The 23790-nt window shown below is 72.7% G+C and carries 24 protein-coding genes and 1 pseudogene; 14 read left to right on the top strand and 11 right to left on the bottom strand.

Going from position 1 to position 23790, the window contains the following annotated elements:
• Nucleotides 1-23: 23 nt before the first annotated feature.
• Nucleotides 24-179 carry a hypothetical protein gene (locus tag AC4BGE_RS08545; protein WP_490570982.1) on the bottom strand — a complete coding sequence of 52 codons (156 nt, stop codon included), beginning with the start codon at nucleotides 177-179 and terminating at the stop codon, nucleotides 24-26.
• 158 nt (nucleotides 180-337) lie between these two features.
• On the opposite strand from AC4BGE_RS08545, the gene AC4BGE_RS08550 reads away from it, so the two are divergent.
• Nucleotides 338-3361, top strand: a complete 3024-nt coding sequence (locus AC4BGE_RS08550; RefSeq protein ID WP_490574993.1) for a calcium-binding protein — start codon at nucleotides 338-340, stop codon at nucleotides 3359-3361.
• A 14-nt stretch (nucleotides 3362-3375) separates the two neighbouring features.
• Here the strand turns inward: AC4BGE_RS08550 and AC4BGE_RS08555 are convergent, their stop codons facing one another.
• The 3 genes from AC4BGE_RS08555 to AC4BGE_RS08565 are packed head-to-tail and all read right to left on the bottom strand — an operon-like array spanning nucleotide 3376 to nucleotide 6064.
• Entirely contained in the window at nucleotides 3376-4233 is an 858-nt protein-coding gene (locus tag AC4BGE_RS08555) for an SCO6745 family protein (protein ID WP_490574994.1), read from the bottom strand.
• Nucleotides 4234-4286: 53 nt separating this feature from the next.
• Complete coding sequence (locus AC4BGE_RS08560) at nucleotides 4287-4877, bottom strand: dihydrofolate reductase family protein (protein WP_490574995.1); 591 nt, start codon at nucleotides 4875-4877, stop codon at nucleotides 4287-4289.
• Between the two features lie 26 nt (nucleotides 4878-4903).
• The gene (locus AC4BGE_RS08565) at nucleotides 4904-6064 is read right to left on the bottom strand and encodes a nucleotide sugar dehydrogenase (RefSeq protein ID WP_490571074.1); all 1161 of its coding nucleotides are present in this window, start codon (nucleotides 6062-6064) and stop codon (nucleotides 4904-4906) included.
• A 119-nt stretch (nucleotides 6065-6183) separates the two neighbouring features.
• On the opposite strand from AC4BGE_RS08565, the gene AC4BGE_RS08570 reads away from it, so the two are divergent.
• The 3 genes from AC4BGE_RS08570 (at nucleotide 6184) to AC4BGE_RS08580 (ending at nucleotide 7710) form a co-directional block, all read left to right on the top strand.
• A complete protein-coding gene (locus AC4BGE_RS08570; protein WP_490574996.1) occupies nucleotides 6184-6945 on the top strand; it encodes an N-acetyltransferase in 762 nt (253 codons plus the stop codon).
• Between the two features lie 73 nt (nucleotides 6946-7018).
• Nucleotides 7019-7153 carry a hypothetical protein gene (locus tag AC4BGE_RS08575; protein WP_490570978.1) on the top strand — a complete coding sequence of 45 codons (135 nt, stop codon included), beginning with the start codon at nucleotides 7019-7021 and terminating at the stop codon, nucleotides 7151-7153.
• Nucleotides 7150-7710 carry a hypothetical protein gene (locus tag AC4BGE_RS08580; protein WP_490574997.1) on the top strand — a complete coding sequence of 187 codons (561 nt, stop codon included), beginning with the start codon at nucleotides 7150-7152 and terminating at the stop codon, nucleotides 7708-7710. Before AC4BGE_RS08575 ends, AC4BGE_RS08580 begins: the two co-directional genes overlap by 4 nt.
• An 18-nt stretch (nucleotides 7711-7728) precedes the next feature.
• Here the strand turns inward: AC4BGE_RS08580 and AC4BGE_RS08585 are convergent, their stop codons facing one another.
• On the bottom strand, nucleotides 7729-9777 hold the full coding sequence (locus AC4BGE_RS08585; protein ID WP_490574998.1) for an FAD-dependent oxidoreductase: 2049 nt from the start codon (nucleotides 9775-9777) through the stop codon (nucleotides 7729-7731).
• Nucleotides 9774-10313 carry a PadR family transcriptional regulator gene (locus AC4BGE_RS08590; protein WP_490570975.1) on the bottom strand — a complete coding sequence of 180 codons (540 nt, stop codon included), beginning with the start codon at nucleotides 10311-10313 and terminating at the stop codon, nucleotides 9774-9776. The genes AC4BGE_RS08585 and AC4BGE_RS08590 overlap by 4 nt, the downstream gene beginning before the upstream one ends.
• Before the next feature lie 197 nt (nucleotides 10314-10510).
• Here AC4BGE_RS08590 and AC4BGE_RS08595 point away from each other — a divergent pair, with 197 nt between their 5' ends.
• The gene (locus AC4BGE_RS08595) at nucleotides 10511-10939 is read left to right on the top strand and encodes a sensor histidine kinase (protein WP_490570974.1); all 429 of its coding nucleotides are present in this window, start codon (nucleotides 10511-10513) and stop codon (nucleotides 10937-10939) included.
• A pseudogene (locus AC4BGE_RS08600) lies at nucleotides 10936-11543 on the top strand (response regulator transcription factor). Before AC4BGE_RS08595 ends, AC4BGE_RS08600 begins: the two are co-directional and overlap by 4 nt.
• Before the next feature lie 7 nt (nucleotides 11544-11550).
• On the opposite strand, the gene AC4BGE_RS08605 reads toward AC4BGE_RS08600, so the two are convergent.
• On the bottom strand, nucleotides 11551-11874 hold the full coding sequence (locus tag AC4BGE_RS08605) for a hypothetical protein (protein WP_490574999.1): 324 nt from the start codon (nucleotides 11872-11874) through the stop codon (nucleotides 11551-11553).
• Nucleotides 11875-11881: 7 nt separating this feature from the next.
• Nucleotides 11882-12142, bottom strand: a complete 261-nt coding sequence (locus AC4BGE_RS08610) for a hypothetical protein (protein WP_490570971.1) — start codon at nucleotides 12140-12142, stop codon at nucleotides 11882-11884.
• A gap of 336 nt (nucleotides 12143-12478) precedes the next feature.
• Between AC4BGE_RS08610 and AC4BGE_RS08615 the strand changes: the two genes are divergently transcribed.
• The 5 genes from AC4BGE_RS08615 to AC4BGE_RS08635 all read left to right on the top strand — a co-directional run bounded on the left by AC4BGE_RS08615 (nucleotide 12479) and on the right by AC4BGE_RS08635 (nucleotide 18204).
• The gene (locus AC4BGE_RS08615; RefSeq protein ID WP_490575000.1) at nucleotides 12479-13630 is read left to right on the top strand and encodes a CaiB/BaiF CoA transferase family protein; all 1152 of its coding nucleotides are present in this window, start codon (nucleotides 12479-12481) and stop codon (nucleotides 13628-13630) included.
• Between the two features lie 12 nt (nucleotides 13631-13642).
• The gene (locus AC4BGE_RS08620) at nucleotides 13643-14173 is read left to right on the top strand and encodes a DUF421 domain-containing protein (RefSeq protein ID WP_490570969.1); all 531 of its coding nucleotides are present in this window, start codon (nucleotides 13643-13645) and stop codon (nucleotides 14171-14173) included.
• Between the two features lie 25 nt (nucleotides 14174-14198).
• Entirely contained in the window at nucleotides 14199-15698 is a 1500-nt protein-coding gene (locus AC4BGE_RS08625) for a flavin-containing monooxygenase (RefSeq protein ID WP_490575001.1), read from the top strand.
• A gap of 228 nt (nucleotides 15699-15926) precedes the next feature.
• Nucleotides 15927-17387, top strand: coding sequence for a DEAD/DEAH box helicase (locus AC4BGE_RS08630; protein ID WP_490575002.1), 1461 nt, complete (start codon nucleotides 15927-15929; stop codon nucleotides 17385-17387).
• A 130-nt stretch (nucleotides 17388-17517) separates the two neighbouring features.
• Complete coding sequence (locus AC4BGE_RS08635) at nucleotides 17518-18204, top strand: CPBP family glutamic-type intramembrane protease (RefSeq protein ID WP_490575003.1); 687 nt, start codon at nucleotides 17518-17520, stop codon at nucleotides 18202-18204.
• A 9-nt stretch (nucleotides 18205-18213) separates the two neighbouring features.
• Here AC4BGE_RS08635 and AC4BGE_RS08640 read toward each other — a convergent pair whose 3' ends face one another.
• A complete protein-coding gene (locus tag AC4BGE_RS08640) occupies nucleotides 18214-19107 on the bottom strand; it encodes an NAD(P)H-binding protein (protein WP_490575004.1) in 894 nt (297 codons plus the stop codon).
• Nucleotides 19108-19141: 34 nt separating this feature from the next.
• Here AC4BGE_RS08640 and AC4BGE_RS08645 point away from each other — a divergent pair, with 34 nt between their 5' ends.
• Nucleotides 19142-19570 carry a pyridoxamine 5'-phosphate oxidase family protein gene (locus AC4BGE_RS08645; RefSeq protein ID WP_490570964.1) on the top strand — a complete coding sequence of 143 codons (429 nt, stop codon included), beginning with the start codon at nucleotides 19142-19144 and terminating at the stop codon, nucleotides 19568-19570.
• A 9-nt stretch (nucleotides 19571-19579) separates the two neighbouring features.
• Here AC4BGE_RS08645 and AC4BGE_RS08650 read toward each other — a convergent pair whose 3' ends face one another.
• A complete protein-coding gene (locus tag AC4BGE_RS08650; RefSeq protein ID WP_490575005.1) occupies nucleotides 19580-20398 on the bottom strand; it encodes a class II glutamine amidotransferase in 819 nt (272 codons plus the stop codon).
• 106 nt (nucleotides 20399-20504) lie between these two features.
• Between AC4BGE_RS08650 and AC4BGE_RS08655 the strand changes: the two genes are divergently transcribed.
• The gene (locus AC4BGE_RS08655; protein WP_490575006.1) at nucleotides 20505-21632 is read left to right on the top strand and encodes a carboxylate-amine ligase; all 1128 of its coding nucleotides are present in this window, start codon (nucleotides 20505-20507) and stop codon (nucleotides 21630-21632) included.
• 10 nt (nucleotides 21633-21642) lie between these two features.
• On the opposite strand, the gene AC4BGE_RS08660 is transcribed toward AC4BGE_RS08655, so the two are convergent.
• A complete protein-coding gene (locus AC4BGE_RS08660; RefSeq protein ID WP_490570961.1) occupies nucleotides 21643-22359 on the bottom strand; it encodes a MerR family transcriptional regulator in 717 nt (238 codons plus the stop codon).
• Between the two features lie 178 nt (nucleotides 22360-22537).
• On the opposite strand from AC4BGE_RS08660, the gene AC4BGE_RS08665 reads away from it, so the two are divergent.
• Entirely contained in the window at nucleotides 22538-23749 is a 1212-nt protein-coding gene (locus AC4BGE_RS08665; RefSeq protein WP_490570960.1) for an acetyl-CoA C-acetyltransferase, read from the top strand.
• The last annotated feature ends 41 nt before the right edge of the window (nucleotides 23750-23790 follow it).

A 23790-nucleotide genomic window follows, 5' to 3' on the forward strand; every position in this document is an offset into this window, starting at 1 on the left:
GCCTGAGCGCGCCGGGGAGCACGCTAGAGCGGTGCGGGCTCGGTCTCCGGGGAGTCGGGGTCCGGGATCGTTCCCGGGTCCTCGCCGGGCATGGGGGCGCCGGGGTCTGGGATCGGCGCGGGGTCGCCGCTGGGGACGATCTCGGGGTCGGTCAGGGGCTCGCCTGGTGTCGTGGTCATGGCGTCCTGTACCCGCTGGTGTGCGCAGCATGATTCGGCGGTGGTCGTGCCCGAGGAGGGGGAGTCGATGATGTCCCGGTCAACAAAGTCGGCTGTTGTGGTGCTATTTCGGCCGAACGCCTGCGGCGACCGGACCCGCCGCCCTACCTTGTTGCCTCGTGAGCGATCCCGAGGCACTTCCCCCTGCCCAGAAATCCCCGCTGCACCGACGGGTCCTGGCGGCTGCCGGGGGGCTGCTGGCCCTCCTCCCCGCGCTGGTCGTGCTGGTCGGCCTGCCAGCGCCCGCCCAAGCGACGGGGGAACGGGTCTTCCACCTCACCGGCGTGACCTTCTCAGACGGCGCCAAGGCGGTCGGCACCCTGGTGGTCGACGACACCATCTCCGTGGTGGCCGCTGACATCACCGTGTCGGGCGGCACCACCGCGGCCTTCGTCTCACCCTTCACCTACGACACCGGCGCCGGCGCCGACTTGTGGACCCTCTCGACCGGGTTCACCGTCTTCGCTGATCGCACGAAGGCGGGCGAACGCCTGCTCCGGCTGCTCGTCGACCGGACGGCGCTGCGTGATGCCCTGCCCGGCGCAGCCGTGCCCCTCGACGTCCCGGGCAGCACGGAGTGCTACAACTGCTCTCCCTGGCGTGACGTGACCGCCGGTTCCCTGACGGCCGAACTGCCCCTGGACACCACGATCACGAGCGCCCCGGCGGCTCTGATCAACACGAGCCGTGCCACCTGGACGTTCACGGGATCCCCCACCGCCGTGGGGTTCCAGTGCTCCCTCGACGGCGGCTCGACGTGGGTCTCCTGCACCTCGCCGCGCTCGGAGAACCTCACGGAGAACGTCACCACCACGTTCCAGGTCCGGGCCGTGGACGGTGACGGCGACGTCGACCCCACCCCCGCGACGTCGACCGTCACGGTCGACACCGTCCCGCCGGACACGCGGATCGCCACCGCCCCCGACAACGCGTCCTTCCAGAGCAGCGGCTCGGCGACGTTCGTGATGTTCAACCCGGACGGCGAGCCCGTCACCTACGAGTGCAGCCTCGACGGGGCAGCGTTCGTCGCGTGCGCGGAGACCACCACCTACACCGGGTTGGTCGAGGGCGCACACACCTTCGCGGTCCGCGCCGTCGACCAGGCGGGCAACCGGGACCGGACCCCCTCATCGCGCGAGTGGACGATCGACGTCACCGCGCCGGACGTCTCGCTCAACGCCGGCCCGGCCGAGGGCTCGCTCGTGAGGACCCGCGAGGCTTCGTTCAGCTTCTCCAGTGCCGACGCCGACGTGGCCTCGTTCGAGTGCCGCACTGATGGCGGGGCCTGGGCCGCGTGCGCGAGCCCGGTGACGTTGACCGGTCTCGCCGACGGCACCCGGGCGTTCGCGGTCCGGTCCGTCGACCGCGCGGGCAACCGCAGCGCGGCCGCGGCCCGGTCCTGGACCGTGGACACCACGGCCGCGGCCGTGGTCGTGGACGCCGGCCCGGCCGACGGCTCGCTGCGGTCGTCGGATGAGGCGACGTTCGCGTTCTCCAGCCCGGACGCCGACGTGACCTCGTTCGAGTGCCGCACCGACAGTGGGGCCTGGGCCGCGTGCACCAGCCCGGTGACGTTGACCGGTCTCGCCGACGGCACCCGGGCGTTCGCGGTCCGGTCCGTCGACCGTGCGGGCAACCGCAGCGCGGCCGCGGTCCGGTCCTGGACGGTCGACACCACGGCCCCGGCCGTGGTCGTGGACGCCGGCCCGGCCGACGGCTCGCTGCGGTCGTCGGACGAGGCGACGTTCGCGTTCTCCAGCCCGGACGCCGACGTGGCGTCGTTCGAGTGCCGCACCGACGGCGGGGCCTGGGCCGCGTGCACCAGCCCGGTGACGTTGACCGGGCTCGCCGACGGTGGCCACACCTTCGGGGTCCGCGCGGTCGACGCCGCCGGCAACACCGGCGCGGCCGCGGCCCGGTCCTGGACCGTGGACACCACGGCCCCGGCCGTGGTCGTGGACGCCGGCCCGGCCGACGGCTCGCTGCGGTCGTCGGACGAGGCGACGTTCGCGTTCTCCAGCCCGGACGCCGACGTGACCTCGTTCGAGTGCCGCACCGACAGTGGGGCCTGGGCCGCGTGCACCAGCCCGGTGACGTTGACCGGTCTCGCCGACGGCACCCGGGCGTTCGAGGTCCGCGCGGTCGACGCCGCCGGCAACGCCGGCGCGGCCGCGTCGCGGTCCTGGACCGTGGACACCACCGCCCCGACGCTGAGCGTGGCGCCGGCGGCAGGGCAGCCGGACCCGGTCACCGGCGACGAGGTCGTCTTCATGGTCTCCGCCGACGAGCCGGTCTCCGCGCTGGGGGCCGGGGACGTGGGCGTCCTGGGTGCCGCGGGTGGGACCACCGCCGTGGTCACGCGGACGGGCGACCGGACCTTCCGGGTCGCCGTCACCGGGATGACCTCGACCGGGACGGTGGGCCTGCGGGTCTCGGCCGGCGCGGTGGAGGACGCCGCTGGGAACGGCAGCGCCCGGACCGACTCGCCGCTCGTGGCGTGGCAGGCGCCGGCCTTGACGCCGACGCCGACGCCGGCGCCCGCGCCGACGCCGGCGCCCGCGCCGGCGCCCGCGCCGACACCGGCCCCGGCGCCCGCGCCGACACCGGCCCCGGCTCTGGTTCCGGTCTTCGACCAGTCCTGCCGGGGCGACGTCGCCCGGGTGGCGGTCCGCCTCGACGACCTCGACGGCGCGACCGTGACCGCCCGCTCCTCGAACCGGAAGCTGCTGCCGGCCTCCCGGATCTCCGTGACCCGCGACGGTGACCGGGCCGTGCTGGAGCTGCGTCCCCGCGCCCGGATCTCCGGGGCGGCCAGCATCCGCCTCCGGGCGACCGGTCCCACCGGCCGGGCGTCACTGACGATCCGGGTCCAGGTGGGCACCGACGGCGCCGACCACCTGGTGGGCGGTCGCGGGACGGACGTCCTGATCGGCCGGGGCGGCGACGACATCCTCGCCGGCAGCGCGGGCAAGGACCTGCTCTGCGGCGGCTCCGGCGACGACGTGCTCCGGGGTGGCTACGGCCGGGACTCGATGTTCGGCCAGCGTGGGAACGACGTCCTGGTGGCCGACCGCCGGCGCGACCACCTCTCGGGTGGTCGCGGACGGGACTCCTTCCGGGCCGAGGAGCGCGCCGGCGCGTGACCTGACCCGCGCGGTCAGCGGCCCCCGGTCATCCAGTCGGGGAGGAATCCGCTGGCCAGCGTGGCGTCGCGCAGCGGCACCGCCAGCTCCAGGACCCGGCGGGTGCCGTCGAGGCCGAGGTGGCGCCAGCCCTCCAGGGCCAGCCGGTCGGTCTCGCGCTCCAGCTCGCGGCGGAAGCGCACGCCCTCCTCGGTGAGCGCTCCGTCGGCGACCAGGCCCCGGGCCGCCAACCGCGCCCGGGCGGCGTCGTACTCCTCGTCGCTCCAGCCGCGGGTGGCCCGGAGGAACTCCGTGGTGCCCGCGAAGAGGCCGTTGAGGACGCCCGCCTCCACCGGGTCGAGCTCGGCGCGGACCAGCAGGGCGAGGTGGCCGTCGCCGCGGTGCTCGCGGATGAGGGTGGCCGCGTGCCAGAGCGCGAGCCCGCGGTCCTCGGGCCAGGGGAGGGCCGCGTAGGCGGCGTAGAGCGGACGTCCCGGGGCGGTCAGGCCGTCGCAGACCGTCCGGAGCAGGCCGGCGAGCTCGGCGACGTCCCCCTCCTCGATCGGAGCCGTCACCTGCGCCATCACCTCGGTGATCGACCGGCGCTGGGCGTCGAGCACCTCCTCGGGCGAGGCGATCTCCCAGGAGGAGGGCAGGGTCTTGTCGAAGAGCCAGGGGGCGAAGCCGTAGAAGGTGGCCGCCGGCACCGCCGGGCCGACCGCGCCGAACGGTGCGGAGCGCGCCGCGAAGTAGGAGAGCCGGGGCCGTAGCCCCAGGTCGACGTAGGCCTGGGTGACGGGCGCCGCGAAGTGGGCCAGGACGTGCACCACCTCCAGGGCACCCCAGGCCTTGCGGGAGGTCTTGGTCAGCTCGAGCTCTTCGGCACCGGTCATGGCGCGACACTACTGAGCAGGCGTCTGCGACCGGTCTGCCTCGGCGCCTCGTCTCAGGCCGGAGCCGGCGTGGGCCGGTAGCGCAGGGCGACCGCCCCCGACCCGAGCTCGTGGCGGTCCACCAGCTCGAGCCGGGTGGGCGTGCGCAGGCCGGCGAGCAGCGTCGGACCGTGTCCGGCGAGGACCGGCTGCACCACGAACTCGTACTCGTCGATGAGCCCCAGGTCCGCCAGGGCGGTGGGCAGCGTCACCCCGCCCACCCACAGGCCCTCGCCCGGCTCCTGCTTGAGCCGCCGGACCGTCTCGCCCAGGTCGCCCGTCACGAGCTCGGCGTTCCAGTCGGCCTCGCTCAGCGTGCTCGACACGACGTACTTCCTGGCGGTGTCCATGGCCTCGGCGAACGGGACCTCCCACTCGCTCATCCAGTCCGGCCAGGTGCCCGTGGCCGGCCGGCGCCACGCCGACTCCATCATCTCGTAGGTCACCCGGCCGAGCAGCAGGGCGTCGGCGCGCGCCATCGCGTCGGTCCAGTAGCGCATCGACTCCTCGTCGGGGGGCAGGCCCGCCTCGTGGTGGCAGGAGCCGTCGAGCGTGACGTTGATCGAGTAGCGGAGCGGTCGCATCGCGTTGATCTCCCTGGTCATCCACCGCCGCCCGGGTGGCGCCCGCCTCAGTCGGAGCCGAAGAGATCCCGGGTGTAGACGCGGTCGGCGACGTCCTTGATGTCGTTGGTGAGGCGGTTGGCGACGATGAGGTCGGCCTCGGCCTTGAAGGTGTCGAGGTCACGGATGACCCGGGAGCCGTAGAAGGTGTCGTCGGTGAGCTCGGGCTCGTAGACGACGACCTCCACGCCCTTGGCCTTGATCCGCTTCATGATGCCCTGCACCGAGGAGGAGCGGAAGTTGTCCGAGCCCGCCTTCATGATCAGGCGGTGGATCCCGACCACGGAGGGCTTCCGGTCGAGGATGTCGAAGGCGATGAAGTCCTTGCGGGTGCGGTTGGCCTCGACGATCGCGGAGATCAGGGTCTGCGGGACCTCGGAGTAGTTGGCGAGCAGCTGCTTGGTGTCCTTGGGCAGGCAGTAGCCGCCGTACCCGAACGACGGGTTGTTGTAGTGGGTGCCGATCCGGGGGTCGAGGCCGACGCCGTCGATGATCGCGCGGGTGTCGAGGCCGCGGGTGACGGCGAAGGAGTCGAGCTCGTTGAAGTAGGCGACCCGCATCGCGAGGTAGGTGTTGGCGAAGAGCTTGATCGCCTCGGCCTCGGTGGGGTCGGTGAGCAGCACCGGGACGTCGGACTCCAGGGAGCCGGCGAGCAGCAGGTCGGCGAAGCGCCGGGCCCGCGCGCTGCGCTCCCCGACGATGATCCGCGAGGGATGGAGGTTGTCGAGCAGGGCCTTGCCCTCGCGCAGGAACTCGGGGGAGAAGATGACGTTGTCGGTGCCGAGGCGCGCCCGGACGTCGTCGACGAAACCGACGGGAATGGTCGACTTGATCACCATCACCGCGTCGGGGTTGGCGGCGTGGACCTGGGCGATGACGGTCTCGACCGAGGAGGTGTCGAAGTAGTTGGTGGCCGGGTCGTAGTCGGTGGGGGTGGCGATCACGACGTACTCGGCGCCGGCGTAGGCCTCGGTGCCGTCGAGGGTGAAGGTGAGCCGCAGGTCGCGGGTGGCCAGGAAGTCGGAGATCTCGGCGTCGTGGATCGGTGAGCGGCGGGCGTTGAGCGCCTCGACCTTGGCGGGGTCGACCTCGACGCCGACCACGTCGCAGTGCTGGGAGAGCAGCACCGCGATCGACAGGCCGACGTAGCCCAGACCGACGACCGCGATCGTGGGGCAGTCCTCGACGACGGGGGAGGCGGTCCGGCTCGGCTCTTGGCTCACGAGCAGTGAGTGTAGGGGCGAAGCCCGCGGGCCGAGTCCGAGGCGGAGGTTGGGAGGATGGCGGCATGAACGCCGACATCGCCGGGATCGCCGGGATCGCCGAGATCGTGACCCTGGCCGAGCGCCCGGACCTGATGGACCGGTTCTGGGACATGGAGAGCTCGTGGCCGGAGTTCATGCTCCACGACCCGATCGGCAACATCTACTACGGCAACCTCGAGCGGTTCGCCGAGTTCGTCCTGGTCTGCCTCGACGCGGACGGTGCGATGGTGGCCAAGGCCCACTCGGTGCCGTTCCCGCTGGCCGGCGACGAGCTGCCGGACGACGGCTGGGACGGGGTGATCCGCCGGGCAGTGCAGGCCGGGCTCACCGGCGAGCCGGCCACGCACGTCTCCGCGATCGAGATCGCGATCCGCCCCGACCTGCAGGGCCGTGGGCTGTCGGGTCCGGTCCTGCTCGCGCTGCGCGACAACGCCGCCCGGCTCGGGTTCGGCGAGCTGCTCGCCCCGGTGCGACCCAACGGCACGAAGGACCCCGCCGAGCCGATGGCGCGCTACGCCTTCCGCACCCGCGACGACGGACTGCCCGTCGACCCGTGGCTGCGGGTGCACGCCCGCGTGGGTGGCCGGATCGAGAAGGTCGCGCCGCGCTCGATGGTGATCCCGGGGACCCTGGCGCAGTGGCGGGCCTGGACCGGCCTGCCGTTCGACCGCACCGGACCGGTGGAGGTGCCGGGAGCCCTGACGCCTGTGCACTGCGACGCGGAGCACGGCACCGCGGTCTACGTGGAGCCGAACGTGTGGGTCCGGCACGCCACCGGCGCCTGACGACGCATGGCCGGAGCACGGCCGGAGCACGGCCGACGCATGAGGAGGGGGGCATCAGGGGTACGACGGGCCCATGAAGATCATGCGGAAGCTCGCCATGGCCGGTGTCGCCAAGAAGGTCTACGACGAGGCGCGCAAGCCTCACAACCAGGCGAAGATCAGGTCAGCCGTAGAGAAGGCCAAGGCCAGGCGAGCGGGCAAGCGGTGAGCGGCGCCGCCGGGCGGCGACGCGCCGGCGCGGTCGCCGCGGTGCTGACCGCGGGTCTGCTCGCGGCCGCGCAGCCGGCCTGGGCCGAGAGCGTGACCGTCACCGACGAGGCGGGGCCCCGTCTGCAGGACCGAGCCAACCAGCTGGTGCGCGGCACCCTGACCTACGACGAGGCCGAGACGGTCTTCGTGGCCAAGCTGGAGCGGATCAACCGCAAGCGCACCCGGGTCTTCGGCAGCGTGTACTACCCCGACGGCAGCACGGTGAAGGTGCGCACCCGCTTCCGATCGGGCAAGGTCGTCACCCGCGCCACCTTCACCCGCGCCGGTGAGGAGGAGGGGGCCTCGCTGCCCGCGCAGGCCCAGTGGGACCGGACCAGGAACCGGGTCACCATCTCGCTGGACGGCGCCGAGGACCCGAAGCCCTTCAACCGCAAGGCGCGCCTCGACGTCTACACCGTCACCAAGGGTGCGGACCACGGCCCGCAGTGCCCGATCGTGGGCGGCCGCTCCCAGCCCTGCAACGACGACTACGTCACCGCCGAGCTCACCCGCTGAGCAGGTCCGGGCGTCGGGTCAGGAGCCCAGCGCGGCCGCGACCTCGGTGCCCTGCTTGATCGCCCGCTTGGCGTCGAGCTCGGCGGCGACGTCGGCTCCGCCGACCAGATGCACCGTGGCTCCGCCGACCCGGTGCGGAGCGGCACCGCCGGGGAGCTGGGCCGGGCGCTGCAGGGCGTCGTACAGGTCGCGCACCGACTCCTGCCCGGCGCAGACCACCACGTGGTCGACCTCGAGCAGCTCCGGCTCGCCGCCGACGGTCAGGTGCAGGCCGGCGTCGTCGATCCGGTCGTACGTCGCCCCGCTGACCTGGCGCACGCCGGACTGCTTGAGCACCGCGCGGTGGGCCCAGCCCGAGGTCTTGCCCAGGCCGATCCCGATCGGGGTCTCCTTGCGCTGGACCAGCGTCACCTCCCGCACCACCGGCCGGGGCTTGCGCTCCGTCAGCCCGCCGCGGTGCAGCGACGGGTCGCCGACGCCCCACTGCGCCATCCAGTCGTCGAAGGTCTCGCCCGGGTCGTGGGCGAGGAAGTGCGAGACGTCGACGCCGATGCCGCCGGCACCGATCACCGCCACCCGGCGCCCGACCGTGACCCGGCCGGCCAGCACGTCGGCGTAGGAGACCGCCTTGGGGTGGTCGATGCCGTCGATCTGCGGCACCCGGGGCTCCACCCCGGTGGCCACCACGACGTGGTCGAAGCCGGCCAGGTCGTCGGGGCGGGCCTCGGTGGAGAGCCGGACGTCGACGCCGAGCACCTCGAGGCGCCGGGCGTAGTAGCGCAGCGTCTCGGCGAACTCCTCCTTGCCGGGCACCTGCATGGCCAGCCGGAACTGCCCGCCGATCTGCGGGGCCTTCTCGAAGACGGTGACCGCCAGCCCGCGCTCCGCGGCGCTGACCGCGGTGGCCAGGCCGGCGGGGCCGGCGCCGACGACCGCGACCGACTCCTTGCGGCGGGCGGGGGAGAGCACCAGCAGGGTCTCGTGGCAGGCGCGGGGGTTGACCAGGCAGGACGACGTCTTGTTGGAGAAGGTGTGGTCCAGGCAGGCCTGGTTGCAGGCGATGCAGGTGTTGATCTCGTCGGCGCGGCCGGCGGCGGCCTTGGCCACGAAGTCGGGGTCGGCGAGCAGCGGGCGGGCCATGGAGACGAGGTCGGCCTCGCCGGCGGCCAGGATCTCCTCGGCCACCTCGGGGGTGTTGATCCGGTTGGAGGCGCAGACCGGGACCGAGACCTCGGCCTTGAGCCGGGCGGTGACCGAGCGCCACGCCGCCCGCGGCACCTGGGTGATGATCGTGGGCACCCGTGCCTCGTGCCAGCCGATGCCGGTGTTGAACGCGGTGACGCCGGCCTCCTCCAGGCGCAGCGCGAGCTCGGCGGTCTCCTCCCACGTCTGGCCCTCCTCGACCAGGTCGAGGAGCGAGATGCGGTACATCACCGGGAAGTCGCCGACCAGCTCGCGGGTGCGGCGCACCACCTCGATCGGGAAGCGCATCCGCTTCTCCGCGCTGCCGCCCCAGGCGTCGGTGCGGTCGTTGGTGCGGGCGGCGAGGAACTGGTTGATCAGGTAGCCCTCGGAGCCCATGATCTCGACCGCGTCGTAGCCGGCCTTCTTGGCCAGCGCGACGGACTTGGCGAAGTCGGTCGCGGTCCGGTCGACGGCCTTGGCCGACAGCGCGGCGGGCTTGAACGGGGTGATCGGCGACTTGCGCGTCGAGGCGCCGGCGCTGAACGGGTGGTAGGCGTAGCGCCCGGCGTGCAGGATCTGCATCGCGATCGCGCCGCCCTCGGCGTGCACCGCCTCGGTGACCTGTTGGTGCCGCATCGCCTGCAGCCGGGTGGTCATCTCCGAGGCGAAGGGCTTGAGCCAGCCGCGCTTGTTGGGCGCGTAGCCGCCGGTGACGATGAGGCCGACGCCGCCGCGGGCGCGCTCGGCGAAGTAGGCCGAGAGCCGGTCGAGGTGCCAGGGGGCGTCCTCCAGGCCGGTGTGCATCGAGCCCATCACCACGCGGTTGCGCAGGGTCAGCGGGCCGAGCTCGAGCGGGGCGAGCAGGTGGGGGTAGTCACTCATGAGCGGTCCTTGCTGTGGGCGTCGATGTAGTCCTCGAGCCAGCCGACCCAGAACTGCTCCAGGCCGATGCCGCCCTGGAGCACGAGGTACTGGTCGAGCTCGTGGCCGGTCAGTGCCGACGGGTCGGCGTACTGCTTGTGCAGCTGGCGGTAGTGGGCCAGCCGCAGCTGGTGGTCGGCGAGGTTGCCCCGCACCGTCTCCAGCACGGCCTCCCGATCGCCGAACGAGGCGCCGCGCATCTTCACCGCAATCTCGCTGCGCGGGTCCTCCATCGGGCTGGGCGCGGCCAGCCACCGCGCGAGCACCTCGGCCCCGGCGTCGGTGACGGCGTAGACCTTCTTGTCCGGCTTGCCGGCTTGGGGCACCACCTCGACGGCGAGCCAGCCGTCGGACTCCATCCGGCCCAGCACCCGGTAGATCTGCTGGTGGGTGGCGTGCCAGAAGAAGCCGATCGACCTGTCGAACCGGCGGGCCAGCTCCAGTCCGGAGCCGGGCTTCTCGCGGAGTGCCACCAGAAGGGCGTGTTCAAGGGCCACCGCGGAAGAGTGACACAGTGTGCAACGAGTTGCAATCCCCCAAAGTGGGATCCGGACCTGGCCCTCGGGGGTGCCGTCTCGTCCTCCAGGACAGCGCTCCGGCACTTCAGGTGGAGCCGCTCGCCCCCCGCGCCGGGGGAGCGTGGAGCCATGATGATCCTCCTGTCGGACCCTCGGGTCCGGGCAGCGGCCACCGGGTGCTCTCCACCGAGGAGGGCGCTCCGCGTCCGCTGCCTCCCGAGCTGGAGACCGTCGCCTTCCGGGTGCTCCAGGAGATGCTCACCAACGCGATCCGGCACGGGCGGCGCGACGGCGTGGTGCACGTGGAGCGGCACTGGGAGGGTGAGCTGCGGATCGAGGTGCGCAACGAGGTCGAGCCCACCACCGACGCCGGCGAGGACCTGACCGGCGACGTGCCGACCATGCCGATCCGGGCGCTGGACGAGGAGCCGCTGACGGCCTGGCTGCCCGAGGAGCCGCGGCCCTCGGCCGGTCGCGGCCTGGAGGGGATGCGACGCCGGGTCGAGGCGGTCGGTGGGCGACTCGACGTACGCCGCCGGCAGGAGGAGTCCGGCCCGACCTTCACCGTGACCGCGTGGATACCGCTGCGGGCGGGTGAGTCGTGACCGCCGAGCAGATCCGGGTGCTGCTCGTCGACGACCAGGTGCTCTTCCGCGCCGGCGTCGCGGTGATCGTCGACGCCCAGGAGGGCATGTGCGTGGTCGGCGAGGCCGGTGACGGGTTCGAGGCGGTGCGCCTGGTCGACGAGCTCGAGCCGGACGTGGTGCTGATGGACATCCGGATGCCGGAGATGGACGGCGTGGAGGCCACCCGGCAGCTCTTCTCCCGCGAGCGGGCCGCCCGCCGCACCAAGCCGCTGCGGGTGGTGGTGCTGACCACCTTCAACCTCGACGACCGGGCGGCGACGCGATCCGCACGGTGCACGCCGGCAACGCGGTGCTCGCGCCGCAGGACCTCTCCACCCTGCTCGACGGTCAGTTCCGTTCGCCCGGCCCCGCGCCGGCGGCGTACCTGGCGCTCACCGAGAAGGAGCGGGAGATCTTCGACGCGGTGGCCCTGGGGCTGTCCAACACCGAGATCGCCGGGCGGGTCTTCACCAGCGAGTCCACGGTGAAGACCCACGTGGGCGCGATCCTGCGCAAGCTCGCGCTGCGCGACCGGGTGCAGATCGTGGTCTTCGCGCACGCGCACGGGCTGGTGGCCGGTTAGCTGGGCGTCAGCCCTCGTCGCGGGCTGCCAGCGACTCCGCCTCGGCCGTCAGGGCGACGCGCTCCTCAGGCGTGAGAGAGGCGAGATGGTCGCGGTAGTCCTGCACCCCCCGCCGGGCGGTCTCCATGAGCACGGGGTCATGGCGTAGGTCCTGCCACGGACGTCTCCCGGCCAGCACGTCACGGAGCAACCCGGCCAGGGGTGTCCCTTCGTGCTGCTGGGCCAGGGCGGTGAGGCTGCTGCGCAGGAGCGCGGCGGCCGGCGCGGATCGGGCCATCTCCTCGAGCGGGTCCGGCCGGTCCGCCGCTCCGAGGACCGGTCCGTGAGTCATCGCGGCCTCACTCGAACCCCGGAGGGACATGGCGCAGGCGCTCCTCGGTGCTGAGACCGTCGTGCGGGACCTCCTCGTCCGCCCATGGCGCGCCTCGGGCGAGCCAGCTCGCGCGGTAAGCGCGGGTGCTCTCGGGGCTGTTGTCCTCGTATCCGGCCTCCACCTCGCACACAGGGCAGATCTCGAAGTTCGGGGTCTTGCCCGTGACGCCCCACGGCGGCTCGCCCCAGTCGTAGCCACAGACGCGGCAGTGGTTGTTGACAGTCATGTCGAGTCCTATTGCGAGAGGAAGTAGTCCCAGGGCAAGTGGCACTCCAATCCCAAGAACGCCCTCAGGCACTACAACAAGCGCTGCCGAGGAACGCCGACACCCTGCGGTCGATCCTGGCTCGGTCCCGGTCCAGCCGCGCGCTCGCCTCCGCCACGTCTCTCCTCGCCTGGGTGAACGCGTCGTGAATCACCTGAACGCTCATGGGCGCACCTCCCGAACCAGCGCATGCCCGGTCGCGGCAGCACCAAACCGGGAATACCCAGTCCGGTAGATGCGGCACCGGCTTGACTGACGTGCCCCAACCGTGACAGCAGTTCTGTCACAATGTGGCGCATGACATACGAGCTGGGGAAGGGCACCGGTCCGCTGCGCGGGGTCAAGGTCGTGGAGATCGCCGGGATCGGGCCCGGGCCGCACGCCTGCACGATCCTGGCCGACCTGGGCGCCGACGTGATCCGCATCGAGCGGCCGGGCGGCAACCCGCTCGGCGGCGGTCCGGCCGACCTGCTCACCCGGGGGCGGCCCAGCGTCGCCCTCGACCTGAAGAATCCGGCGGCGGTGGCCGCCGTCCTCGAGCTGGTCGCGAGCGCCGACGTCCTCGTCGAGGGGATGCGCCCCGGCGTCACCGAGCGCCTCGGCCTCGGGCCCGAGCAGTGCTGGGAGAAGAACCCGGCGCTGGTCTACGGCCGGATGACGGGCTGGGGCCAGGACGGCCCGCTCGCCGAGGTCGCCGGGCACGACATGAACTACGTGGCGGCCGCCGGGGTGCTGCACGGCCTCGGCCAGGACCGGGCGCGGCCGCACTTCCCGAGCAACCTGCTCGGCGACTTCGGCGGCGGCTCCACCTACCTGGTGATCGGCGTGCTCGCCGCGCTGCTCGAGGCGAAGGTCTCCGGGCAGGGGCAGGTGGTCGACGCCGCGATCGTCGACGGCACCGCGCACCTCAACCTGATGGGCGCCAGCCTGCAGGCCATGGGCGTGCTGGGGGAGCGACGCGCCGCCTCGCTGCTCGACGGCGGCGTCCCGTACTACGACGTCTACGAGACCAGCGACGGCAAGCACGTGTCGGTCGGCGCGCTCGAGCCGCAGTTCTACGCCGAGCTGCTCCGGCTGCTCGGGCTCGAGGAGCTGCCCGACCGCGACGACCCGGCCAACCTGCCCGCCATCCGCGAGGCGTTCACCGCCCGCTTCAAGGAGGGCACCCAGGCCGAGTGGGCCGAGGTCTTCGACGGCACCGACGCCTGCGTCTTCCCGATCGTGCCGATGGCCGAAGCCGCGCGCCACCCCCACCTGGCCTCCCGAGGCACCTACGTCGAGCGCGACGGCGTGCTGCAGCCGGCCCCGGCGCCGCGCTTCTCCCGGACCGCGGCGACCGTGCAGTGCTCCCCGCAGGCGGTGGGCGGCAGCACCCGGGAGGCGCTGGAGGCCTGGGGCGTCTCCGACGTCGACGGACTGCTCGCCTCCGGGGCGGCCGTCCAGGCCTGACAAAGTGGGGGCATGCCTGACTTCGCCACGGTCTTCGCGCTCAACGCGCCGGTGCTTGAGCTCGTCCTGCGCGGAACGGTCACCTTCCTGGCGCTGATGCTCCTCATGAGGATCGTCGGCCAGCGCGAGGCCGGCGGGCTCGGCCTCACCGACCTGCTGCTGGTCGTCCTGGTGGTCAACGCCGCCAGCGCGGGGCTCACCGGCGAGGCCAGCTCCGTCGGCGACGGGCTGGTCCTGGTGGTCACCCTGCTCTTCTGGAGCGTGCTGCTCGACGCTCTCTCCTACCGGTGGCCGGCCCTGGGCAAGGTGGTCAAGGCCAGGGCGAAGCCCTTGATCCGCGACGGCGAGCTCAACCGGCACGTGATGCGGCGCGAGTTCATGTCCTACGACGAGGTGATGTCGCAGCTGCGGCTGCACGGGATCGACGACGTCTCGACGGTCCGTCGCGCCTACCTGGAGCCCAACGGCATGGTCAGCGTGCTGCTCGCCGACGAGTCGCCCGGCGACAACCCCGAGGACGCGCTGCGGCCCCCTGCCGTCTGAGGGTCCCGGCGGCTACATTCACCGGATGCACACTCACGCCCCCGTCGAGCACGTCGACGTACTGATCATCGGAGCCGGCCTCTCCGGGGTCGGAGCGGCCAGCCAGCTGAGCCGCGAGCTGCCGGGCAAGAGCTACCTGGTCCTCGAGCGCCGCCCGCGGATGGGCGGCACCTGGGACCTCTTCCGCTACCCCGGCGTCCGTTCGGACTCCGACATGTTCACCCTCGGCTACCGGTTCAAGCCGTGGCGCGGGGAGAAGGCGCTGGCCGACGGCGCCTCGATCCTGGAGTACGTCAAGGAGACCGCCGCCGAGCACGGGGTGGACCGGCACGTGCGCTACGACCGCCGCGTCGTCGCCGCCGACTGGGACTCCGACGACGCCCTCTGGACGGTCACCGTGGAGACCACCCACGAGGACGTCGGCGGGGGGATGATCACAGCGCACGAGACCTACACCTGCTCCTTCCTCTGGGCCTGCAGCGGCTACTACGACTACGACCGCGGCTACCTGCCCGAGCTGCCCGGCCTGGCCGACTTCGGCGGCACCGTCGTGCACCCGCAGCACTGGCCGGCCGGCCTGGACTACGCCGGGAAGCGGGTGGTGGTGATCGGCTCCGGTGCGACCGCGGTGACCCTGGTGCCGGCGATGGCGCTGCCGGCCGTCGAGGAGGGCGGCGCGGCGCACGTGACCATGCTGCAGCGCTCCCCGACCTACGTGCTGCCGGTGCCCGGCATCGACAAGATCGGCCGCGCCTTCAAGCGGTTCCTGCCGGAGAAGGCGTCGTACGCCGTGACCCGCTGGAAGAACGTCGCCCAGGCGACGCTGCTCTTCGAGGCCTCGCAGAAGTGGCCGGGCCCGGTGCGGAAGATGATCCGCAAGCTCAACGCACGGATGCTGCCCGAGGACTACCCGGTCGACGTGCACTTCAAGCCGACCTACGGGCCGTGGGACCAGCGGATGTGCCTGGTCCCCGACGGCGACCTCTTCCGCGCGATCAAGCAGGGCGACGCCGCGGTCGCCACCGGCACCATCGAGACCTTCGACGAGACCGGCGTGCGGCTCACCGACGGGACCCATCTGGACGCCGACCTGGTGGTCACCGCCACCGGTCTCAACCTGCTCGCCTTCGGCGGGCTGGAGCTGAGCGTCGACGGGAAGCCGGTCGACCTGCCCTCGACCATGGCCTACAAGGCGATGATGCTCACCGGCGTGCCGAACTTCGCCTTCACGATCGGCTACACCAACGCCTCGTGGACGCTCAAGGCCGACCTGGTCGCCGAGTACGTCTGCCGCCTCCTGACCCACCTCGACGCGCACGGGTATGCCTCGGCCGTCCCGGTCCGCGACCCGGCCGTGGGCGAGGCGCCGTTCATGGACTTCGGCGCCGGCTACGTGCTGCGCGCGCTCGACCGGCTGCCCAAGCAGGGCTCGGTCGAGCCGTGGAAGCTGCGGCAGAACTACGTGCACGACGTGCGCACCATCCGGCGCGGGGCGATCGACGACGGGGTCCTCGCCTTCCATTGAGCCAGCCGCCGCCCCAGCGGTGATAAAGGCCGGGGATTCACCGGATATCGGAACGGCGGAGTAGTGTCCCCTGCAGACGCCTCGTCAAGTCTTGCCTCGAGCGTCCTGCGGAGCCCGACACGCTCGGGCCCCGCCCTCACACTCGTGAGGCACACGCAGCGGTCCGAGACCGTCAGCCCCGCCACCGGCGGAAGCGCGTTGGTGAGACACCAACCGAAAGATCAACACATGAACTTCGCCGAACTCGGCGTGCCCTCGAACCTGTCCGCAGTGCTCGAGGCGCAAGGCATCACCATCCCCACCCCCATCCAGGCGGCCACGCTGCCCGACTCGCTGGCCGGACGCGACGTCCTCGGCCGCGGCCGGACCGGCTCGGGCAAGTCCTACGCCTTCCTGCTGCCGCTGGTCGCCCGCCTCGACGCGAGCAAGCTGCCCGCGATGACGCGCAAGCCCCGCGCGCTGATCCTGGCGCCGACCCGCGAGCTGGTCACCCAGCTGCGTGACGCCCTGGCGCCCCTCGCCAAGGAGGCCGGCCTCTCCACGCTGACCGTCTTCGGCGGCGTCGGCCAGGGCCCGCAGGTCGCCGGCCTGAAGAAGGGCGTCGACATCGTCATCGCCTGCCCCGGCCGCCTCGAGGACCTGATGGGCCAGGGTCACTGCGACCTCTCGGCCATCGAGGTCACCATCCTCGACGAGGCCGACCACATGGCCGACCTGGGCTTCCTGCCCGGCGTCAAGCGGATCATGGACAAGACCCCCAAGCAGGGCCAGCGGCTGCTCTTCTCCGCCACCCTCGACAAGGCGATCGACGTCCTGGTCAAGAGCTACCTGACCAACCCGGTCACCCACCAGGCCGACTCGGCGCAGTCGCCGGTCTCGAAGATGTCGCACCACGTGCTCCACGTGGGCCGCGAGCAGCGCGTCCCGGTCCTGGTCGACCTGACCAGCGCCCCCGGCCGCACGGTGATCTTCACCCGCACCAAGCACGGTGCCAAGGCGCTGACCCGCCAGCTCAACAGCAAGGGCGTCACCGCGGTCGAGCTGCACGGCAACCTGTCGCAGAACGCCCGCACCCGCAACATGGAGGCGTTCCACTCCGGCAAGGCCTCCACCCTGGTGGCGACCGACGTGGCGGCCCGCGGCATCCACGTCGACGACGTCGCCCTCGTGGTGCACGCCGACCCGCCGTCCGAGCACAAGGCCTACCTGCACCGCTCGGGCCGCACCGCCCGCGCCGGCGCCGAGGGCACCGTGATCACCCTGATGACCGACGACCAGGTGCGCGACGTGCGCGACCTGACCCGGCTGGCCGGCATCAAGCCGACCACCACCAAGGTCACCTCGATGGGCCACCCGATCCTCGTCCAGCTCGCGCCGGGCGAGCGCACGCTGGTGCCGGGTGGTTACGCACCCCCGGCACCGGCGGGTACGCGCCCCGCCGGCGAGCAGGGCCAGGCCCGCAGCGGCGGCGGCGCTCGCAACCGCTCGCGTCGCTCCGGCGGCCAGGGCGGCACCGGCCAGTCCTCCTCCCGCGCCGGCGGCAGCCGCACCGGCGCCAAGGCAGGCGCCAAGACCGGTGGCCAGGGCGGCGGCAACCGTCGTCGCGGCGGCTCCGGCAGCGCCTCGGTCTACAGCACCTCCACGGGCGGCTCCTCGCACAGCGCGTCGTCGTTCAGCGGACGCCGCTGACCCCAGGCTCTGCCCAGCACCTCCCGACGACCCCGTACGGCGCTCCGGCGCCGTGCGGGGTCGTCGTGCGCGTGCCCCTCGTAGAGTCGGGACCTGGGGCGGCAGGGGCCGCGAGAGGCAGGTGGTCGGCGTGCGGTCGTTCCTGCGTCGGGCGCTGGTCGACGTCGTCCCGCGCGACCAGCGCGACACCGCCGCCGGGCTGCGCCGCCGCCAGGTCGTCGTGGTCGTGGTGGTGCTGCTCGGCGCCGCCCTGCTCGGCTGGTCGGTGCGCCTGGAGCCCGGCGACGACCTCTTCTACGTCGGCACCGCCGCGCTGGCCGCGCTCTGGACGGCCGGCTCGTTCGTCTCGGGCCGGCTCCACCTGGGCCGGATCGCCTTCCGGGACCGGCTGACCCGCCCGGTGCTCACCCCGCTGGCGCTGGGCCTCGGGCTGGCGGGAATCTTCATCCTGGGCGCCCTGGTGGTGCGGCAGGTCCCGTTCCTGGAGGGCCAGGTGGGCTCGGTCCTCGACTTCGCCGACGAGGGCTCGGTGCCGCTGCTGGTGCTGATCACCGCCGTCAGCGGGATCGCCGAGGAGCTCTTCTTCCGGGGCGCCGCCTACGCCGCTATCCCGCGGCACCCGGTGCTGTGGACCAGCCTCGCCTACGTGGTGGCCACCGCCGCCACCGGCAACGTGATGCTCACCTTCGCCGCCGGGCTGCTCGGGGTGCTCTGCGGCCTGCAGCGGCGGGCCTCCGGCGGGATCCTGGCCCCCGCGATCACCCACGTGTCCTGGTCGCTGACCATGCTGCTGGTGCTGCCGCAGCTCATCGGCTGACGCGGGGGGCTAGCGGCCGCCCTCCTCCAGCGCCCGGCGTACCGCCTCCTCGTAGCCGATCGGCTCGAAGGGGAGCAGCTCGCGGATCGAGTGGTCGGAGACCACGACCTCGGTGCTCATCGAGTCGATCAGGTTGCGGCCGGTGGTGGTGTCGACGTCGGTGACGAAGGAGAGCCAGTAGGAGGAGAGGCGGGGCGTGAAGACCGGGACGGGGACGATCGGGACGGCCTCCCCGTGCATCACCTCCGCGGCGATCTCGAGCATCCGCCGGTAGGTGAGCACCTCCGAGCCGCCGACCTCGAAGACGCGGCCCAGGGCGCGGTCGTCGCCCACCACCCCCACCAGGTAGCGGACCACGTCGTCCAGGGCGATGGGTTGGGTGCGGGTCGAGACCCAGCGGGGCACCACCATCGCCGGCAGGTTCTTGACCAGCTGACGGGTGAGCTCCCACGAGACCCCGCCGCGCCCGACCACGATGGCGGCCCGCAGCACCGTGACCGGGCAGCCGGCCTCGGCGAGCAGGCCCTCGACCTCGCGGCGGCTGCGCAGGTGCGCGGAGAGGTCGCCGTCGTCGCTGCCCAGGCCGCCGAGGTAGACGATCTGCCGGACGCCGGCGGCCGCCGCCTGCTCGCCGAAGGTGCGGGCCGCGCGCGCGTCCTCGGCCTCGAAGTCGTCGCTGTCCAGGGAGTGGACCAGGTAGAAAGCCACCTCCACCCCCGCCAGCGCGGCGGCCAGGGCGGCGGGGTCGGTGACGTCGGCCCCCACCGGCGTGCCGGGCCCGTCGTAGGAGTCGGGGCGCCGCGTCATCGCCCGGACGTCGTGCCCCTCCGCCAGCAGGGCCGGGACCAGGCACCGGCCGACGAAGCCGGTGGCGCCGGTGACGAGGACTGGGCTCGAGGTCATGCTGCCGACTCTAGGCAGGAGTAGGTTGGGTGGCATGAGCAGCGACTTCGTTCCGGGTGCCCTCGACGAGGCCGAGGCGTGGGAGTTCCTGCGCAGCAACGAGCTGGGCAGGCTGGCCTTCCACCTCCTCGACGAGGTGCACATCGCGCCGATCAACTACGCCGTCGACCACGGCACCCTGCTCTTCCGCACCGCGGAGGGCAGCAAGCTCCTCGGGATCGTGATGAACTCCGACGTCGCGTTCGAGGTCGACGAGCACGACGCCCAGCAGGCCACGAGCGTGATCGTGCGCGGCGTGGCCCGCAAGCTCGAGGAGGACGAGGAGCACCGGGCCGAGAACGTGCCGCTGCGCCCCTGGGTCGACACGCTGAAGTACAACGTGGTCGAGATCCGGCCCACCGAGATCAGCGGTCGCCGTTTCCACCTGGACCGGCCGTGGCTGCACATGCGGCACGACGCCTGAGGCAGCCGGTCACTCCAGCGCCTGCTCCTTGAGCGCCTCGACCGGGTCCAGCCTGGTCAGCTCGAGGGTCTCCAGGTCGACCATCACCGCCATGTCGTCGGGCACCGCGGTCCAGCCGGGCTCGTCCAGGCCGCTGGAGATGATGGTGAGCCCGTCCTCGTCGGTCCGGTAGTCCATCGCGAAGTACTCCGTGAGGTGGCGGGGCGGCACGTCGTCCTCGTCGTCGAAGAGGTCGCGCAGCCCTTCGCGCGGCGAGGTGGCCCGGCTGTTGACGTGGATCGCGACCATGTGGGTCGGGGTGAGCATCAGCGCGTTGAGGCTGCAGTCGGCGAAGTCGCGCAGCAACCGGCCCAGGGCGTGCCGGACGCCGGCCTCCACGCTGCCGTGCTCGTCGACGGACTGCTTGACGAAGCGGAAGTAGCGCTCGCTGTCGGTGTCGCCGACCAGCGCCTCCCGGGTCTCGGGCTTGAGCAGCGTCTCGAGCTCGCCGATCGGGGAGACGTGCCCGTTGTGGGCGAAGGCGTAGTCGCCCTCCACGAACGGGTGGGTGTTCTCCGGGCGCACCGGGAGGCCGCCGGTCGCCCAGCGCAGGTGCACGAGGCCCGCCCGGCCCAGCGGCTGCCGCACCAGGTCGGCGTACGCGGGGTCGGTGGCCGCGGAGCCGGGGGAGGAGGCCGAGTGCGTCGTGCCCTCCTGGTCCTGCCAGGCCATGCCCCAACCGTCGGCGTGGACCGCGGTGAGGGCGGTGAACCCCTCGAGGCCGTCGGGCCCCAGCAGCTCCTCGACCGAGGTCGGCGTACGTCGGACATAGCCCAGCAAGCGGCACATCAGGGAGGTTCCTCCTCAGGATCGGATGTTCCCCACCCCGTGCCCGATCCCCGCCAGGCCATGAATCCCCCACCCGGGACGTTTCTCGACAGAGTGTCGCCGGGTAATGGAGCGCATGCGAGCGATGGGTGTCGAGGAAGAGCTGCTGCTGGTCGACCCGACGACGGGAGCGCCCACCCCGCGGGCGGCCCAGGTGCTGCGCGCCGCGGCCGTGCGCGAGGAGAACGACCCCGCGCCCGCCACCGAGGAGGGCGGGTCCCTGGGCCACGAGCTGCAGAAGAGCCAGGTCGAGACCGACACCCCGCCGGAGGCCACGCTGGAGGGCCTCGAGTCGTCCCTGCGCGCCTGGCGCGAGCGGACCCGGGCGAGCGCCCTGGAGGTCGGTGCCCGGGTGCTGGCCACCGGCACCTCCCCGCTGGAGGGGCGCACCGGCCACCTGCGCACGCCCCGGTTCGACGCGATGGCGGCCCGCTACGGCCTGACCATGGCCGAGCAGCTGACCTGCGGGTGCCACGTGCACGTCGACGTGGAGGACGACGAGGAGGGCGTCGCGGTCCTGGACCGGATCCGGGTCTGGCTTCCGTCGCTGCTGGCGATCAGCGCCAACTCCCCGTGGGTCAACGGCGCCGACACGGCGTACGAGAGCTACCGGTCGCAGATGATGATCCGGTGGCCGAGCAGCGGCCCCACGCCGGTCTTCGGGTCGGTCAAGGCCTACCGGGCGCACGTCGACGCCATGCTCGCGACCGAGGTGCTGCTCGACGAGGCGATGGTCTACTCCGACGCCCGGGTCTCGGCGCAGCACCCGACCGTCGAGGTGCGGGCGGCCGACGTCTGCCTCGACGTGCGCGACACCGTGCTGGTGGCCGCGCTCAGCCGCGCGCTGGTGGAGACCGCCTCCCGGGAGTGGCGCGAGGGGCGACCGGTGCCGACCGCGGAGGTGCCGGTGCTGCGGCTCGCGACCTGGCAGGCCGGTCGCTACGGCCTGACCGGCAACCTGGTCTGCCCGACGTCCTGCGTCCCGCGGGCCGCGCGCGAGGTGATCGACGGGCTGCTCGAGCACGTGGACGACGCGCTGGGCACCTACGGCGACCGGGAGGCCGTGCACGCCGGCGTCGAGCGGGTCTTCGCGCACGGCACCGGCTCGGCCCGTCAGCGCGAGCTCCTCGCCGGCTCCGACCCGGCGGCGATGGTCTCGCACCTGGCCCGGATCACCTCGGGCGAGGAGGAGTGAGCCGGTCGGCTCAGCCGGTGCGCCGCCGGATGCCCTCGCGCTTGGCCTCGTCCATCGCCGCCTCGTAGGCGGAGACGAGCGCGGTGACCGAGAGCGGCTTGAGTCGCTCGACCACCTCCTGGAGCCGCTCCGGGGTCATCCCGGACTCCTTGTACTTGGGCCAGACCATGGTGCGGAAGAGCTCGTAGAGCTCCTCGGCGAGCTCCCGGCCGTGCCGGGCGTAGAGCGCGGTGGCGGCCTTGGCCGCCTCCACCGGGTAGCCGAGCTCGAGCAGTCCCAGGCCGACGGAGAGCTGCGAGACCGCGACGGTGTGGTCGCCGTCCGGGCCGGGCAGCACGATGTCCAGCGCCTGCAGCGTCAGCAGGTCCTCCTCGCTCAGCGCGCGGCCGGCGCGGCCCTCCAGCTCGGCCCGGGTCATCCGGACCGGGTGCTCGGCCATCCAGGGGGCCAGCATGGTCCGGTGCAGGGCGACGTCCTCGGCGGTGGCGCTCTCGGGGATCGAGGCGACGTAGCGCTCGATCGCCGACAGCGTGAGCCCGTGGCTCTGCAGCTCCTGGACCAGCTCGAGGCGGGCCACGTGGTCGGCGGTGTAGAACCCCGAGCGGCCCCGGCGGATCGGCGGCGGCACCAGGCCGCGGGAGGTGTAGAAGCGCACGTTGCGCACGCTCATCCCCACCCGTGAGGTCAGCTCCTCCAGGGTCAGCAGGCCCTCGGCACGCTCGGACACCGGTCCACCCCCTTCCTCTCGCTCGGCACTGCGGACTGTGCCCCGGATCACACGCGACCCGGATCGCATGATCCCTTGACGATTGTGACAGTAAGAGTGTCACAATCATGGGACACCCAGCCACCGGCGGCGCGCCTCGCGTCGCGCCGGGGCACCACAGGCACCAGCAAGGACGGTCATGGCAGAAGCATTCGTGTACGACCACATCCGCACCCCGCGCGGCAAGGGCAAGGCCAACGGCACGCTCCACGAGGTCAAGCCCATCGACCTCGCCGTCGGGCTGCTCGACGCGGTGCGCGAGCGCAACCCCGGCCTCGACCCGGCGCGCGTCGACGACGTCGTGCTCGGCGTCGTCTCGCCGGTCGGCGAGCAGGGTGCCGACATCGCCAAGACCGCGGCCATCGCCGCCGGCTACCCCGACACCGTGGCGGGCGTGCAGCTCAACCGTTTCTGCGCCTCGGGCCTCGAGGCCGTCAACCAGGCCGCCTCCCGGGTCCGCGGCGGCTTCGAGGACCTGATCCTCGCCGGCGGCGTGGAGTCGATGAGCCGGGTGCCGATGGGCTCCGACGGCGGCGCCTGGGCGCAGGACCCGGCCACCGCGCTCAAGACCGGCTTCGTGCCCCAGGGCATCGGCGCCGACCTGATCGCGACCGTCGAGGGCTGGAACCGCGAGGACGTCGACACCTACGCCGCCCAGTCGCACGCGCGGGCCGCCAAGGCGTGGGCCAACGGCTACTTCGACGGTGCCGTGGTGCCGGTGCGCGACATCAACGGCCTCGTGGTGCTCGACCGCGACGAGACCATCCGTCCCGGCACCACCCAGGAGAGCCTGGCCGCGCTCAAGCCGTCCTTCGCCCAGATCGGCGCCGACGCCGGCTTCGACGAGGTCGCGCTGGAGAAGTACCACTGGCTGGAGCGGATCGACCACGTGCACCACGCGGGCAACTCCTCGGGCATCGTCGACGGCGCCGCGCTGATGGCGATCGGCTCCGAGCAGGTGGGCACCGACCTCGGACTCACCCCGCGGGCCCGGATCATCGCCACCGCCGTCTCCGGCGCCGACCCGGTGATCATGCTGACCGGACCGGCGCCCGCCGCCCGCAAGGCGCTGGCCAAGGCCGGCCTGGAGGTCTCCGACATCGACCTCTTCGAGATCAACGAGGCGTTCGCCGCCGTCGCCATGCGCTTCATGCGCGACATGGGGATCGACGACGAGATCACCAACGTCAACGGCGGCGCCATCGCGATGGGCCACCCGCTCGGCGCCACCGGCGCGATGATCCTCGGCACCCTGATCGACGAGCTGGAGCGCCGTGGTCAGCGCCGCGGCCTGGCCACGCTCTGCGTCGGCGGCGGCATGGGCATCGCCACCATCGTCGAGCTGGTCTGACCTCCCCCTCTCTTTCACCCTCCGCGAAGGAACCACGACTG

Source organism: Nocardioides sp. Z50_6 (assembly GCF_058215755.1).

What these genes read in the sequence shown, in the direction of transcription:
- AC4BGE_RS08545 (WP_490570982.1), bottom strand. Translation starts at nt 179, where the DNA reads ATGACCACGACACCAGGCGAGCCCCTGACCGACCCCGAGATCGTCCCC.
- AC4BGE_RS08555 (WP_490574994.1), bottom strand. Translation starts at nt 4,233, where the DNA reads ATGACCGGTGCCGAAGAGCTCGAGCTGACCAAGACCTCCCGCAAGGCC.
- AC4BGE_RS08560 (WP_490574995.1), bottom strand. Translation starts at nt 4,877, where the DNA reads ATGACCAGGGAGATCAACGCGATGCGACCGCTCCGCTACTCGATCAAC.
- AC4BGE_RS08570 (WP_490574996.1), top strand. Translation starts at nt 6,184, where the DNA reads ATGAACGCCGACATCGCCGGGATCGCCGGGATCGCCGAGATCGTGACC.
- AC4BGE_RS08575 (WP_490570978.1), top strand. Translation starts at nt 7,019, where the DNA reads ATGAAGATCATGCGGAAGCTCGCCATGGCCGGTGTCGCCAAGAAGGTC.
- AC4BGE_RS08585 (WP_490574998.1), bottom strand. Translation starts at nt 9,777, where the DNA reads ATGAGTGACTACCCCCACCTGCTCGCCCCGCTCGAGCTCGGCCCGCTG.
- AC4BGE_RS08605 (WP_490574999.1), bottom strand. Translation starts at nt 11,874, where the DNA reads ATGACTCACGGACCGGTCCTCGGAGCGGCGGACCGGCCGGACCCGCTC.
- AC4BGE_RS08610 (WP_490570971.1), bottom strand. Translation starts at nt 12,142, where the DNA reads ATGACTGTCAACAACCACTGCCGCGTCTGTGGCTACGACTGGGGCGAG.
- AC4BGE_RS08615 (WP_490575000.1), top strand. Translation starts at nt 12,479, where the DNA reads ATGACATACGAGCTGGGGAAGGGCACCGGTCCGCTGCGCGGGGTCAAG.
- AC4BGE_RS08620 (WP_490570969.1), top strand. Translation starts at nt 13,643, where the DNA reads ATGCCTGACTTCGCCACGGTCTTCGCGCTCAACGCGCCGGTGCTTGAG.
- AC4BGE_RS08625 (WP_490575001.1), top strand. Translation starts at nt 14,199, where the DNA reads ATGCACACTCACGCCCCCGTCGAGCACGTCGACGTACTGATCATCGGA.
- AC4BGE_RS08630 (WP_490575002.1), top strand. Translation starts at nt 15,927, where the DNA reads ATGAACTTCGCCGAACTCGGCGTGCCCTCGAACCTGTCCGCAGTGCTC.
- AC4BGE_RS08640 (WP_490575004.1), bottom strand. Translation starts at nt 19,107, where the DNA reads ATGACCTCGAGCCCAGTCCTCGTCACCGGCGCCACCGGCTTCGTCGGC.
- AC4BGE_RS08645 (WP_490570964.1), top strand. Translation starts at nt 19,142, where the DNA reads ATGAGCAGCGACTTCGTTCCGGGTGCCCTCGACGAGGCCGAGGCGTGG.
- AC4BGE_RS08650 (WP_490575005.1), bottom strand. Translation starts at nt 20,398, where the DNA reads ATGTGCCGCTTGCTGGGCTATGTCCGACGTACGCCGACCTCGGTCGAG.
- AC4BGE_RS08655 (WP_490575006.1), top strand. Translation starts at nt 20,505, where the DNA reads ATGGAGCGCATGCGAGCGATGGGTGTCGAGGAAGAGCTGCTGCTGGTC.
- AC4BGE_RS08665 (WP_490570960.1), top strand. Translation starts at nt 22,538, where the DNA reads ATGGCAGAAGCATTCGTGTACGACCACATCCGCACCCCGCGCGGCAAG.